We start from the raw sequence: 14231 nt of genomic DNA, 5'->3' as shown, positions 1-14231 counted from the left end.
GATCGGCGGTCTGGACGTCAGCGCGATGCAGTCCGGCCCGGTCCCGGTCGGGCCGGATGGCGGTCCAGCCAGCGATGCGTGGCCAGCTTGACCCCGTCTTCGACGAGGAACCAGGTCAGGGCATAGCCCCACACGACGGCGGCCCACGCCCACCCGAGCGGGGTCATCAGCACACCGTGCACCGCGATCAGGGTGGCGATCAGCTGGGTGACGATCACCGCGGTCAGCAGGGCCGGCGCCGGCGCCGGCCGGGACCAGAACGCATGGCGGCTGCGCGTGACGAACACCGTCAGGTGCCCCGACACCGACAGCTTCAGGTAGATCAGGGTGCGGATCAGGTCCTCATCGAGACCGAAGACCTTGTCCGCGAGCGCCAACAGCAGGAAGGTCTCGACGACGCCCATCACGCCCAGCGTAGTGGCGATGGTGAGCACGCTGCGCATGTCCCAGGCGACCGGTGTGGCCGACCCGCGCACCTTGTCGTACGCGATGGTCAGGATGGCGGCATCGTTGAGCAGTGCCAGGAACACGATCATCACCGCGGTGACCGGGAAGAAGTTCAAGACGATGATCGAGAGGGTGATCAGGAGCAGCACCCGGATGGTCTCGGCGATGCGGTAGGTGGCGTAACTGGTCATCCTGGCGAAGATCTCGCGGGCCTGCCGGATCGCATCGACGATCACCGAGAGTCCCGGCGCCAGCAGCACCACGTCGGCGGCGGCACGCGCGGCCTCGGTCGCCCCGGCCACCGCGATGCCGGCGTCGGCCTGTTTGAGGGCGGGTGCGTCGTTGACCCCGTCACCGGTCATCCCGACGATGTGGCCGCGTGCCTGCAGTAGCCGCACGATGCGGTATTTGTGCTCCGGGAACACCTGCGCGAAGCCGTCGGCGTCGGCCACCCGGGCCGCCAACGCGTCGTCGCCGGCGTCGGCGTCCAGTGCGGCGGCATCCACGATGTGCTCGCCCAAACCGACCTGGCGGGCGATCTCACGGCCGATGGCCACCTGGTCGCCGGTGACCATCTTGACCTCGACACCGAGCTGCTGGGCCGTGCGGATCGTCGCTGTGGAGTCCTCCCGCGGCGGGTCGGCCAGCGCCACCACACCCAGCAGGCGCCAGTCCCCGGCATCGTCGGTGCGGGCCACCCCCAACGAGCGGTAGCCACGGTCGGCGAACCCCTCGACCACGCCGTCGATCTGACCGGTTGCGGGGTCGTGCACACACAGGGCGCTGATGACCTGCGGGGCACCCTTGCTGACCGTGGCCGAGCGGCCGTCGTCGCCGCGCACCGTCGCCTCGGTCCGCTTGCTCACCGGGTCGAACGGGGTGAAGTCCTCGACCACCGCCGGCGCCGCTTCGCCGGCCGCCGCCAGCACCGCCATGTCGATGGGATCGTTGTCCTCGGCGCGGGACGCCGCTGCCGCGGTCCGCAGCAGTTCGGCTGCGTCGACGCCGGGCGCGACCCAGGACGTCGTCACCGTCAGGCGATTCTCGGTCAACGTGCCGGTCTTGTCCGAACACAGCACATCGACCCCGCCGAGTTCCTCGACCGCAGGCAGATGACTGACGACAGCCTGGTGTCGGGCCAGTTTTCGGGCACCGACGGCCATGGTGACCGACAGCACCGCGGGGAGCGCGACCGGCACCGACGCGATCGTGACCACCAAGGCGAACTCCAGCGTCTGGAGCACAGGATTGCCGCGGATCAGTGACACCACCACCGTCAGCGCCACCAGCGCCGCCGACAACGCGATGAGGTAGTTGCCGATGCGCAGCACTGCGCGTTGGAAGTGGCTGACCGTACCGGCGGTCTGCACCAGGGAGGTCGTGCGCCCCATGAAGGACGACGCGCCTGTCGCGTACACGAGGGCGTCGGCTTCTCCTCGCACGAGCACCGACCCCGAGTACAGCACCTGACCGCGGCCGCGGGACACCGCGAGCGACTCGCCCGTCAGCGCGGACTGATCCACTTCGACCGTGGTGTCGTCGAGCACCCGCAGATCGGCGGGCACCACGTCGCCCAGCCGCACCCGCACCACGTCGCCGGGTACCAGGTCTCGCAGTGCCACGGTCACCCAGACACCGTCACGCAGGGCCCGCGCCGAGGTGGCCAGCCGCTGTTTGAGCGCGTCGATGGCGTTGGCCGCCTGGTGTTCCTCGACGAAGCCGACGAGCCCGTTCATCACCAGCAGCACCGCGATGATCGCCGCGTCGGCCCAATGCCGGGCGGCCAGCGACAACACCAGCGCCGCCTCGATCATCCACGGGATCGGCGCCCAGAAGTATCCGAGGAACGCCACCAGCGGGTTGCGCCGGCGCTCGGTGATCTCGTTGGCCCCGTACCGCTGCTGTCGTTGCCGCGCCTCGGCGGTGGTCAACCCGTGCGCCGAGCTGTCCAACTCGGCCAGTAGCTGCGCCAGCGGCATGTCGGACAACGCCTCGTCGGCTTGTTGCACCTCAGCACCCCCGGTCTGAAATCAAGCGCGCCTGCGGTCCGCAGCGAGAGCCCCCGACGTCCACTGTCACACCGTCCCCCGCACGTTGTAAAGGGCGCTCCCACCGGAGGTGCCGGGCGGCGGTCTCCGTGTGCGGCGTTGTCGCCCGAAACCGCTCTGCCGCTTGGATATAACGCGTCGTTCCCAGACGGACAGGGCGAGACCGCCCCTCTTTGTGAACCGGCCGTCATAGCCGTTGTCACACGAAAAGGAGCGGGCCGGTATCCATTGGCGGTAGACAGGACTACGTGCTGCTCGGCCTCTGCGGTGGCCGCTTCGGACGGAGGTTGACCTCAATGACAGTAGCTGACACGCTGGTGCCGTTGGTCCGCGCTGCGGTGAACCCAGAGGCTCCGATCGCGATCAAAGCCTGGGACGGCAGTCGCGCCGGGCCGCCGAATGCACCATGGGCGCTGAAGGTCAACAATCGAAGAGGCCTGCGGCGTCTACTCTGGGCTCCCAACGAACTGGGCTTCGCCCGTGCGTATGTCTCCGGCGACATCGAAATCGAGGGAGACCTGCTCGCGGGCATGGAAGTCCTCGAGCAGATGTCGGATCCCACACGCGGCCCCGGCGTGTCCATCGATGCCGAGACGAAGAAGGCACTGGCGAAAACCGTACTGCGCCTTGGCATCCTCGGTCCACCACCGAAACCGCCTCGCGAAGAAGCCGAACCGGCCCGCGGGCGCCGACATGACAAACGGCGCGACGCCGCCGCGGTGAACCACCACTATGACGTCGGCAACGACTTCTACCGCCTGGTACTGGGCGACTCGATGACGTACTCGTGCGGGTACTGGGAGCAACCAGACAGGGGCCTGGACGCGGCGCAGTACGCCAAGTGTGATCTGGTTGCCCGCAAGCTCGGCCTGGTCCCGGGGATGCGCGTTCTTGATGTCGGCTGCGGGTGGGGGACTTTCGCACTGCACGCCGCCCGCGACTACGGCGCGCACGTCGTCGGCGTCACCCTGTCTCACGCCCAGGCGGACTACGCACGGAAGCGGATGATCGCCGAGGGCGTCGCCGAGTCGGTCGACATTCGCGTCCAGGATTACCGCGACGTCACCGACGGGCCCTATGACGCGATCGCGAGTATCGGTATGGCAGAACATGTCGGTGCGGCGATCTTGCCCGTGTACGCCGACCGACTGTTCGGGCTCCTGCGCGTCCAGGGTCGGTTGCTCAACCACGCCATCTCGCGCCGGCCAGGCAAACCGCCGGAGTTCTCCAAGACGTCGTTCATCGATCGCTATGTGTTCCCGGACGGGGAGATCGAACCGATGGCGACGATGATCGACGCGCTCGAGCGGGCCGGCTTCGAGGTGCGCGATGTCGAGTCGCTGCGCGAACACTATGCGCTGACACTGCGGGCCTGGGTCGCCAACCTGGAAGACGACTGGACGCAGGCCGTCACGCTCAGCAGCGCCGGCCGGGCCCGGGTCTGGCGGCTCTACATGGCCGGCTCAGCGCTGGCATTCACCGCCAACCGGCTCGGCGTCAACCAGATCCTGGCGGTCAAGTGTGATCCGCGCGGGCGCAGCGCGATACCCGCCACCCGCGCCGAACTCCTGCGGTCGCGGGCCGGTGCCCCCTGACCGGCTGGCCGACTCATTCCAGGATCGCCCGCGCTGCGCGCTCGGCGATCAGCATGACGGGCGCGTTGGTGTTCCCGGAGGTGATGGTGGGCATCGCCGACGCATCAGCCACTCGAAGGCCGGCGACGCCGAACACGCGGCAGTCGGTGTCGAGCACCGTGGCGGACGACCGTGGCAGACCGCGCGTGTCGAAGGCACCCATCGCGCAGGTGCCCACCGGGTGGAAGATGGTGGTCCCCAGTTCACGGGCCGCCGTCAGCAGGTCGTCGTCGCTCACCAGTTGCGGGCCGGGATGCATCTCTTCCGGCTGGTAGCGGGCCAGTGCAGGCGCCGCCATGATCTGCCGGGTCATCCGCAGGCCGCGCACCGCGACGTCACGGTCGGCATCGGTGGACAGGTAGTTGCAGGAGATCTTCGGGTGGGTCAGCGGATCCGCATCGGCGATCCGCACATGGCCCCGCGAGGTGGGCCGCAGATTGCAGACCGAGGGAGTGATGGCGCCGAACGGGTGCAGCGGTTCGCCGAATTTCGGCAACGACAGCGGTTGCACATGCCACTCCATGTCCGGGCTGGCCAGCGCCGGGTCGCTCTTGGCGAAAGCCCCCAGTGTGGACGGCGGCATCGTCATGGGTCCTGATCGCAGCAACAGGTACTGAATTCCCATGCCCGCGCGCGTGATCCAATTCCGGTACAGCGTGTTGACGGTCCGGGCACCCCGGACGCGGTAGACCGTTCGAAGCTGTAGATGGTCCTGGAGGTTCTCACCGACTCCCGGCAGATCGACGGCCACCGGCACGTGATGTCGGGTGAGCAGCCCGGCCGGGCCCAGACCCGAGACCTGCATCAGATGCGGCGAGCCAATGGCTCCGGCGCTCAGGATCACCTCCCGGCGGGCTCGGACGTCGACGATCTGGCCGTCTTTGAGCAGCCGTACGCCGGTGGCGCGGTGCTGCGCCGTGGTCCAGGCACCGCGACGCTGGGACTCGTGAACCTGATCGTCCATCAGCAGCTGGAGAGCCTGGGTCTGGGTGTAGACCGTGAGGTTGGGGCGGTGGGTGACCGGGTGCAGAAAGGCGTCGGCCATCGACCAGCGCCGGCCACGCCGTTGATTGACATGGAAGTAGGCACTGCCGGAGTTGTCACCCCGGTTGAACTCATCGATCGGCTCAATGCCCAACTGGGCGGCGGCGGCCTGCCAGGCGTCCAGAATCTTCCAGCGCACGCGTGGCCGTTCGACCCGGATCTCACCACCGGAGCCGTGCCAGTCGTCGGCTCCGCCGAAGTAGTCTTCCAACTCCTTGTAGATCGTCAGTGTCTCGCCCGGACGGTCTTTGCCACCCCAGAGCCATCGTTCGTCGCCGGTGGCGTGCGCCCACAGTTCGTAATCGCTGGCCTGGCCGCGCATGTGGATCATCGCGTTGATCGACGAGCAGCCGCCGAGTACACGGCCGCGCGCGTAGATGATGCTGCGGCCGGCCAGACCTGGATCGGGTTCGGTCGTGAAGCACCAGTCGGTGCGGGGATTGGCAATGGTGTACAGATAGCCCACCGGCACCTTGATCCAGAACCAGTTGTCTTTGCCGCCGGCCTCGATCAAGAGCACACGGTGATCAGGGTTGGCGCTGAGCCGATTGGCAAGCAGGCAACCCGCGCTGCCTGCTCCGACGACGATGAAGTCGTATTCGGCGACGGGGCTCATCTTCCTCCATGGCGTCGGTGGCGTGTCCTGGTGGGCGATCCACGTTCCGTGCGCGATCGTGGTTCACAGTGTCGTCCTCGTCGGGGAAGACTAGGGCTTTGTGCCCTGTAGTCGTCGGAGATTGGGACAAGAGGATGTCCGCCGAGAGGTCAAACGTCCATGCCCCGGTCGGTCGGCTTACAGGGGAGCAGGTCGTCGCGGTTCGAGCGAGCGACGATGGCAATCACCGGAAGGAATCTGCGCGATGAAGTACACCAACTCGATCGAGATCGCTCTGCCGCGGGAGAAGGTGGCCCAGCTGCTCGCCGACCCGGCACACTTACCGAAGTGGCTCCGAGGGGTGGTACTACACGAGCCGGTGAGCGGGGTACATGGCCGGCCCGGAACCACGTCACGGGTCGTGATGCGCTCGGGGAAGCGGGAGATCGAGTGCACGGAAACGATCACACGACGGGATCCGGCGGACCTGCACGCGATCCCCAAGGAGGTCGTCGTTCACTTCGACCGAGAGATCGTCGGCGCAGGCATGTGGAGCGCCGTGCGCGACCGGCTGACCGAACTCGGTCCGGCGACGACACTCTGGGAGAGCGACAGCGAATACCGATTCAGCAACCCGCTGATGCGGCTGATGGGGCGTCTGATGCCGGGTGCCTTCGTCAAGCAGTCACAGCAACACATGCAGGACTTCAAGGCGTTCGCAGAACAGGGCAAGGATGTCCGCGACGAGAGGAACTGATCTGCCCCAAGAGCATTGAGTGGGTCGCATCCGTTCATGTCAGGCCGGATCGACGACCCGGTTTCAGCCCCGCTGCATCCGCGCGAAGTAGCCCCGGATATGGTGCCGCATCAACTCGGCCGCCTTGGTGCCGTGTCCGCGGCGCACCGCGGCCACGATGGCGCGGTGTTCTTCGCGCAGTCCGTCGGCGACGGCCGCCCAGTCGTCGAGCAACGGCACCCCCGCCATGACGTATCCGTGGATGGAGTCGCGCAGCGCCGCCATCATCGCCGCCACCACCACATTGCCGGACAGCGTCGACACCGCGACGTGAAAGGCCGCGTCCAGCTGGTGGAACTCCTCGGGGGTCAGGTCGTCGCCGTCCATCGCCAGCAACAGTTCCTCGACACCGGACAGGTCGCCCTGCCCGCGACGGCGCGCCGCCTCGTCCACCGCCCAACTCTCCAACAGCACGCGGGTCTCGACCAGATCAGCGACCGGGAGGTGCTTGGTCGCGGCGTGCAACCTCAACGCCGATCCGATCGACGTGATGGGGTCGGCGACGACGACGGCGCCGGCATCCGGGCCCGAGCCGGTCGCCGTCCGCACCACACCCATCGCTTCCAGGACCCGCATCGCCTCGCGGACCGATGACCTGCTGACACAGAGGTTTTCGGCGAGCGTGCGTTCCGCGGGCAGTCGATCACCCACACCAAGGGAACCCTCGGCAAGATCCCGCTCGATCCGTTGCAGGACGAGCTCGTGCGCACGCATGGACAGAGGATAGCGACCCAGGGGCTGTCGCCGGTCCGCACAGTCACGTATCGTGGTCAGACCACGACCCTATGTTGGTCTGACCACAGCCCGAGCGGTTCGGAGTCCGTATGCGCATAGCCCTTTTCGCGACCTGCCTGGCCGACGCGATGTTCCCGGCGGCGGCGATCGCCACGGTCAACCTCTTGGAGCGATTGGGGCACCAGGTGGTGTTCCCGGACAAACAGACCTGTTGCGGCCAGATGCACACCAACACCGGCTATCTCGCGGAGGCGACGGCCTTGGTGCGTCACCACGTCGAGGTGTTCGAGGACGCCGGCTGCGACGCCGTCGTGGCGCCGTCGGGCTCCTGCGTCGGTTCGGTCCGCCACCAGCATGCGATGGTGGCGCGGCGCGCCGGTGACGAATCCCTGGCGGCGCGGGCGGAGGCGATCGCGTCGCACACCTACGAGCTGTCCGAACTGCTCGTCGACGTACTCGACGTCCGCGACGTGGGTGCCTACTTCCCGCACCGCGTCACCTACCATCCGACGTGCCATTCGCTGCGGATGCTGCGCGTCGGTGACAAGCCGCTGCAGCTGCTGCGCCACGTCCGGGGGATGACACTGGTCGAACTTCCCGCCGCCGACTCGTGCTGCGGATTCGGCGGGACCTTCGCGGTCAAGAACGCCGACACGTCCACGGCGATGCTGGCCGACAAGATGGCGTGCGTCATCGGCACGGGTGCCGAGGTGTGCAGTGCCGGCGATTCATCGTGCCTGATGCACATCGGCGGCGGGCTGACCCGGATCCGGTCCGGTGTGCGCACCGTGCATCTCGCGGAGATCCTGGCCTCCACCGAAGACGCCCCGGCGGGTGTGCGGTGAGCGTATTCCTCGGTCTGCCCGAACAGCACGGCACCGGAAACCTCCGCGGCGACGAGGCGTTCCCACAGGCGGCCCGCCGCGCGCTGCGGGACACCCAGATGCGGCGTAACGTCGGCCACGCTACCCGTACGATCCGCACCAAACGCCTTGGCGCGGTGTCGGAATGCGCTGACTGGGAGGAGCTGCGGGCCGCCGGCAGCGCGATCAAGCAGGACGTGCTGGCCCGGCTTCCCGAACTCCTCGAGGAGTTGGAGCGCAACGTGACCGCCCGCGGCGGCGTGGTGCACTGGGCCCGCGACGCCGGCGAGGCCAACCGCATCGTCACCGAACTCGTCACCGCGGCGGGCGCGGACGAAGTGGTCAAGGTGAAGTCGATGGCCACCCAGGAGATCGGCCTCAACGAACACCTGGAGGCACACGGCATCGCGGCCGTGGAAACCGATCTGGCGGAGTTGATCGTGCAACTCGGTCACGACAAACCCAGCCACATCCTGGTACCGGCGATCCACCGCAACCGCGCCGAGATCCGGGAGATCTTCCGCCGGGAGATGCCCGAGGCGGGCGACCTGACCGACGAACCGCGCGTCCTCGCGATGGCGGCCCGAGCGCACCTGCGGCGGAAGTTCCTCTCCGCCAAGGTCGCGGTGAGCGGGGCGAATTTCGGTGTGGCCGAATCCGGCACGCTCGCGGTCGTGGAATCCGAGGGCAACGGCCGGATGTGCCTGACGCTGCCCGAGACACTGATCACGGTGATGGGCATCGAGAAGATCGTGCCGACGTTCCGTGACCTCGAGGTCTTCATGCAGTTGCTCCCCCGGTCGTCGACGGCCGAGCGGATGAACCCGTACACCTCGATGTGGACCGGCGCCCACGACGGTGACGGCCCCCGCGAATTCCACCTGGTGCTCCTGGACAACGGCCGCAGCAGTGTGCTCGCCGACGAGGTCGGCCGGGCCGCACTGCACTGCATCCGGTGCAGCGCCTGCCTCAACGTCTGCCCGGTGTACGAGCGCACCGGCGGGCATGCCTACGGGTCGGTCTATCCCGGCCCGATCGGCGCGATCCTGTCGCCGCAACTCACCGGGACCGGTGGGCACGACGATCCGAACGCGTCGCTGCCGTACGCGTCGTCGCTGTGCGGTGCGTGCTTCGACGCCTGCCCGGTACGCATCGACATTCCGTCGATCCTGGTCCATCTCCGGGCGCGGCAGGTGGATTCCGAACGCGGGGGAGTGCCGGGCGGACAGGATCTCGCGATGAAGGCGGCGGCGTGGGCGATGGCGTCACCGCGGCGTTTCGCACTGGCCGAGAAGGCGCTGTCGGCCGGACGCGTGATCGCCGGCAAGGATCACCGCATCACGACGCTGCCGTGGCCCGGGTCCAGATGGACCGCCAGCCGCGACATCACGGAACCGCCGAAGGAGACGTTCCGCCAGTGGTGGGCCCGTACGCACGGGGAGGAGTCCCGATGAGCGACGCGAAAACCGAGGTGCTGGGCCGGATCCGCCGTGCGCTCGAGTCCGCACCGCCGAAAACCGTTGTCGTTCCTCGCGACTACGACCACGCCCCACTGCACGGTCCCGGTGACGTCGACCGGTTCGCGGAGACGGTCGGTGAGTACCGGGCGCGGGTGTGGCGGGTGTCCGCCGAGGCCGTCCCCACCACCGTCGCCGGCCTCGTCCCGCGGGGCGGACGCGTCGTCGTGCCCGCGGACCTGCCTGCGGCGTGGGTCGGAGATCTCGACGTCATGCGCGACGAGCCGGCGTTGGCGCCGGCGGCGCTCGACGCGGCGGACGCGGTGGTCACCGGGTGTGCGGTGGGTATCGCCGCGACGGGCACCATCGTGCTCGACGGCGGGACAGGCCAGGGGCGGCGCGCCGTGACGCTGGTACCCGACCACCACATCTGCATCGTCGGTGCCGGCCAGATCGTCGACACCGTTCCGCAGGCCTTCGCGCGGCTGGACCCTGTGCGGCCCCTGACCTTCATCTCGGGTCCGAGCGCCACCAGCGACATCGAACTCGACCGCGTCGAAGGGGTGCACGGTCCGCGCACCCTCGACGTCGTGATCACCGAGGACTGAAGCCCGCCGCCGGGCGCTTACGTCAGGTCGTCGACGAGGCGCCGGCCGCCGTGGAACCGCTCGTAGAGCTGTTCGTGGTGGCGTCTGCGCACCGGCTCGGCCACCTCGTCGACCGGGAGGTGCCAGAACATGTCCTTGGCGTGGTGAGTTTCGTACAGTCCGGGCTGCGCGTCGCGGTCGGCGAGGACGTTGATCACGGCGGGCTTCCCCGACGCCAGTGCGCGTTCGAGCGCCGCCGGGAACTCGCCTGGGGACTCGACGAGTTCGGCATGGCAACCGATCAGCTCCCACATCCGTTCATAGGGCATGTCGCGCGTGACGTCGAAACCGCCGCGGGCATTCGGGCCGAGCACCGAGTACTCCTCACCGTAGGCGTAGACCTCCAACCCGCCGCACAGCGCGCTGTTGTTGTAGACGACGAACACGACCGGCACCCCGTAGCGGACCGCGACCTCGATATCGCCACCGCCCAAACCGATTCCGCCGTCGCCGAGCACCGAGACCACGGGCTGGTAGCCACGGGCGACCGAGGCGCCGATCGCCATCCCGATGCCGTGCCCGAAGGCCGCCGAGAGCCCCGCGTCCATCACCTGCCCGGTGACGGTCGGGTCCAGATGCTGTACGACGTAGCCGGATGCGGTGAAGGAGTCGAGGATCACCGGCGTACCGTCGGGAAGGCATTCGGCGAGTTCCTGTGAGAACACCGCCGGGTGGATCCGCCCGGCGGAGGCGCGGCGGCACGCCACGTCCTCGTCGCGTTCGGCACGCCATTCGTCGGCCAGTGCCGCGACGCGGGCGGACCACGTCGTCGTCTCCGCTGCCGCGCCCGTGGACACCGCCATCGCGTTGAACTGCCGGAGCACCGAACGGATGTCGCCGGTGATCTCCACGGCCGTCGGGAGGTTGACACCGACGTCGCTGGGATGACGGCTCACCTGAATGAACTTCGCGTCGGACTTCCAGTCGCCGAAGCCTTCGAAGTAGTTGAGATGCAGGCCGAGGATGACGACCACGTCGGCTTCGGCCAGCACCGGTTTGCGCACGGCGGCCGGCACCGCGAGCGCATGCGACTCCGGGATCGCGCCGCGGGCGTGGCGGCGGAGATTGACCGGGATCGAAAGCGTTTCGGCGAAGGTGCGCAACTCGGCGGCGGCACCGTCCCAGTGCAGACCGTCGCCGGCGAGGATCACCGGCCGTTCAGCCGAGCGGATCAGGTCGAACGCCGACTGGACACCCTCGGGGTCACCGTTGAACGGCGGTGGCGGACCGACCGGACGGCCGCCCCCGGTGACGTAGCCGAGTTGATCGGTCGGCGACATCGGTTGGTAGTTGAACACATCGACCGGGAACTCCAGCGCGACCGGCCCGTACGGGTAGGTCATCGCCTCGCGGAACGCCCGCTTGATGAACAGATCAGCCTGTTCGGGCAGCGTCACCCGCTGGAAATACTTTGTGACCGAACCGAGTACGCGCTTGGCGTCGGCTTCCTGCGCGGTGTCGCGGCCGTCCTCGTGCAGCTTGTGTCCGCCGAGCAACAGCACGATGGGGGTGCGCGCACCGTAGGCCATGTGCATCGCGGTGACGGTGTTCGTCATGCCCGGCCCTGCGGTGGCGAACGCGACACCCGGCCGTCCGGTGATGCGCGCGTAGCCGTCCGCGGCGTGGACCGCGGCTTGCTCGTGCCGCATCTGGAACACGTCGATGCCGGCCCGGTAGGCGAAGTCCTGGATCGGGTTGATGTGGCCGCCGAGCAGCCCGAACATTGTGGTGACCTTTTCGCGCAGCAGCGCGTGAACCGCGAGTTCGGCGGGCCAGTGCTTGGTCGTCATGGTGGTTTCCTCTCCGCAGGCAGTTGCGCCCCAGAACCCCGGCATGTTCGGTAAACCTGAACAACTGAACTGGGCGAGAACCGTTCGACCGGTCTCAAGGGCCGCGTCCTGAGAGTAAACCGACAGGCTATTGCTGTGAAGTGATTGACATCACTAGGGATTGGCCGCAATGCTTAGTGAGCCGAGCGCTCGCTCTGTGAACGCCGGTAGTCTGACCCGATGGAGGGAAACTCATGTTGTTGACGCTGGCCGACTATCTCGACCAGGCCGCGGCCAAGAATCCAGACGGGGAGGCGTGGGTCGCGGCCGAGCAGTCGGTGACCTACGAGGGTCTCCATCAGCGGTCCGGGGCCGTGTCACGCGCCCTGCAGGCGTCCGGCCTCGACCGCGGCGACCGGTGCGCGTTCTTCCTCCGCAACCGCGGCGAGATCATCGACCTCTGGTTCGGGATGGCGCGCAGCGGTTCCGTCGCCGTGCCCGTCAACTTCCGCTCGGTGGAGCGCGAACTGCACCATGTCTTCGACGTAGCCGACCCGCAGGTGCTCGTCACCGAACCCGGCCTCGTCCCGGTGGTCGACGCGCTGCGGCTGCGGGGCACCGGACGCGACGTGCGCTACGTCGTCCTCGGGGCGCCGGGCGAGGTTCCCCCCTGGGCGGTGCCCTACGACGAATGGCTCGCCGACGGTGACGGACGCCCGGCCGACCGGCGCCCGGCGGAGCCGGATGTGCCGTTCTTCATCGGATTCACCTCGGGCACCACCGGCGCCCCCAAGGGTGCGGTGGTCGGCCAACGCGGAATGATCCGCAACTGCCTGTCGCTGATGCTCGACTACGGCGGGCCCAGTGAACGCGGCGACCGGTTCCTCACCGTCATGCCGATGTTCCATTCCAACAGCACCTGGTTCGGCATCGCGTGCGTCATGGCCGCCGCCACCAACGTGATCTGGCCTGGCGCGAGCTTCGACCCGCGCGCGATGCTGGCGTCGATCGAGGAGCAGCGGATCACCCACACCTCGGTCGTGCCGACGATGCTCAAACGTCTCGTCGACCTGGGTCCCGACATCGTGGGGCAGTACGACCTCAGCTCGCTGCGCCGCTTCCTCTGCGGATCGGCGCCGATCTCGGCCGCGCTCAAACAGCAGGTCGAGACCGAGCTGCGGTGTTCGGTCAGCGAGGGCTACGGCGCCACCGAAACCGGGATCGTCTCGTCGCTGCGCCCCAACGACCCGCCCGACAAGAAGTCGTCGGTCGGCCGTCCGATCATCGGCATGGAGGTCGAAATTCGCGATCCCCGAGGACATCCCGTCGAGGTCGGCACGGTCGGCGAGGTCTGGATCCGCGGGGAGTCGGTGCTGCTCACCGAGTACTACGGCCGGCCCGACGCCACCGCCAAAGCACTGCTACCCGACGGCTGGTGTTCGGCCGGGGACATGGGTCGCCTCGACAAGGACGGCTTCCTCTTCCTCGCCGACCGCAGAAGCGATCTCATCCTGTCGGGCGGCGAGAACGTCTACCCGTCCGAGGTCGAAAGCGTGCTGCTCATGCATCCGGCGGTCGCCGAAGCCGCGGTGGTCGGCCATCCCGATGCCGAATGGGGCGAGGTGGTGCGGGCGGTGGTCGCGCTGCGTCCGGGCCACGAGGTGAATGTGCCGGATCTGCAGACCCACTGCCGCGGTGAGCTCGCCGGGTTCAAGATTCCGCGCATCGTCGAGGTCGTCGACGAGTTGCCCAAGAGCCCCACCGGCAAGATCCTGCGCCGCCTGCTCCGCGAACCCGCCGGCGCCTGACCACGTCACATCGTCGACCACCCACCCACAGTGAGGAAATGCCCGTGAAGTCCAACCGCCTCGCCAGCATCGTCGCCGGCGCGCTGTCCGTCACCCTGCTCGCCGCCTGCGGAGGCGGATCGGGCGGTGGCGCAGACGGATCCGTGACCCTGTCACTGGGTTCGGCGGCCGCACCGACCAATGCCATGACACCGGCCGCCGAACAGTTCAAGGAGCAGGTCGAGGAACAGACCGACGGCCGGGTCAAGGTGGCGCTTCAGCTCAACGGCGTCGCGGGCGATGAGTTCACGATGTCGGAGGCGGTCCAGCGCGGGACCTTGGACATGGGAATCATCAGCGATTTCGGGCTCAGCGGTGTCGAATCCGAGGTCGGGGTGGCCGGGCTGCC

Annotated in this window: 10 protein-coding genes and 1 pseudogene; 7 read left to right on the top strand and 4 right to left on the bottom strand. The window is 68.2% G+C overall.

What is annotated here, in order from left to right; genetic code table 11:
- Positions 1 to 17: 17 nt before the first annotated feature.
- Positions 18 to 2426: a plasma-membrane proton-efflux P-type ATPase gene (locus ASJ79_RS09675; RefSeq protein WP_369803644.1), complete on the bottom strand. Its 2409-nt coding sequence runs from the start codon at positions 2424 to 2426 to the stop codon at positions 18 to 20.
- Between the two features lie 365 nt (positions 2427 to 2791).
- On the opposite strand from ASJ79_RS09675, the gene ASJ79_RS09670 reads away from it, so the two are divergent.
- Positions 2792 to 4090 (top strand): cyclopropane-fatty-acyl-phospholipid synthase family protein, encoded by a 1299-nt coding sequence (locus ASJ79_RS09670; RefSeq protein ID WP_067954562.1) that lies wholly within the window; start codon positions 2792 to 2794, stop codon positions 4088 to 4090.
- A gap of 13 nt (positions 4091 to 4103) precedes the next feature.
- Here the strand turns inward: ASJ79_RS09670 and ASJ79_RS09665 are convergent, their stop codons facing one another.
- On the bottom strand, positions 4104 to 5789 hold the full coding sequence (locus ASJ79_RS09665) for a GMC family oxidoreductase (RefSeq protein ID WP_067954560.1): 1686 nt from the start codon (positions 5787 to 5789) through the stop codon (positions 4104 to 4106).
- Positions 5790 to 6033: 244 nt separating this feature from the next.
- Here ASJ79_RS09665 and ASJ79_RS09660 point away from each other — a divergent pair, with 244 nt between their 5' ends.
- Positions 6034 to 6525 (top strand): SRPBCC family protein, encoded by a 492-nt coding sequence (locus ASJ79_RS09660; RefSeq protein WP_067954557.1) that lies wholly within the window; start codon positions 6034 to 6036, stop codon positions 6523 to 6525.
- A gap of 63 nt (positions 6526 to 6588) precedes the next feature.
- Here the strand turns inward: ASJ79_RS09660 and ASJ79_RS09655 are convergent, their stop codons facing one another.
- Complete coding sequence (locus ASJ79_RS09655; protein ID WP_067954555.1) at positions 6589 to 7278, bottom strand: FadR/GntR family transcriptional regulator; 690 nt, start codon at positions 7276 to 7278, stop codon at positions 6589 to 6591.
- Positions 7279 to 7388: 110 nt separating this feature from the next.
- Here ASJ79_RS09655 and ASJ79_RS09650 point away from each other — a divergent pair, with 110 nt between their 5' ends.
- From ASJ79_RS09650 to ASJ79_RS09640, 3 genes are read left to right on the top strand one after another with little or no spacing between them, the layout of a single operon-like run.
- Positions 7389 to 8144 (top strand): (Fe-S)-binding protein, encoded by a 756-nt coding sequence (locus ASJ79_RS09650; protein ID WP_067954554.1) that lies wholly within the window; start codon positions 7389 to 7391, stop codon positions 8142 to 8144.
- Positions 8141 to 9616, top strand: coding sequence for a LutB/LldF family L-lactate oxidation iron-sulfur protein (locus ASJ79_RS09645; RefSeq protein WP_067954552.1), 1476 nt, complete (start codon positions 8141 to 8143; stop codon positions 9614 to 9616). Before ASJ79_RS09650 ends, ASJ79_RS09645 begins: the two co-directional genes overlap by 4 nt.
- Positions 9613 to 10227, top strand: a complete 615-nt coding sequence (locus tag ASJ79_RS09640; RefSeq protein WP_067954550.1) for an LUD domain-containing protein — start codon at positions 9613 to 9615, stop codon at positions 10225 to 10227. Before ASJ79_RS09645 ends, ASJ79_RS09640 begins: the two co-directional genes overlap by 4 nt.
- Positions 10228 to 10244: 17 nt before the next feature.
- Here ASJ79_RS09640 and ASJ79_RS09635 read toward each other — a convergent pair whose 3' ends face one another.
- Positions 10245 to 12056 carry a thiamine pyrophosphate-binding protein gene (locus ASJ79_RS09635; RefSeq protein ID WP_067954548.1) on the bottom strand — a complete coding sequence of 604 codons (1812 nt, stop codon included), beginning with the start codon at positions 12054 to 12056 and terminating at the stop codon, positions 10245 to 10247.
- Positions 12057 to 12289: 233 nt separating this feature from the next.
- Between ASJ79_RS09635 and ASJ79_RS09630 the strand changes: the two genes are divergently transcribed.
- Positions 12290 to 13843 (top strand): class I adenylate-forming enzyme family protein, encoded by a 1554-nt coding sequence (locus ASJ79_RS09630; protein WP_067954546.1) that lies wholly within the window; start codon positions 12290 to 12292, stop codon positions 13841 to 13843.
- Positions 13844 to 13881: 38 nt separating this feature from the next.
- A pseudogene (locus ASJ79_RS09625) lies at positions 13882 to 14231 on the top strand (hypothetical protein); the annotation flags it as partial.

This window comes from Mycobacterium sp. NAZ190054 (assembly GCF_001545925.1).
GTDB lineage: Bacteria > Actinomycetota > Actinomycetes > Mycobacteriales > Mycobacteriaceae > Mycobacterium.
The sequence above is the reverse complement of the archived record's forward strand: the minus strand, read 5'-3'. Positions and strand labels throughout refer to the sequence as shown.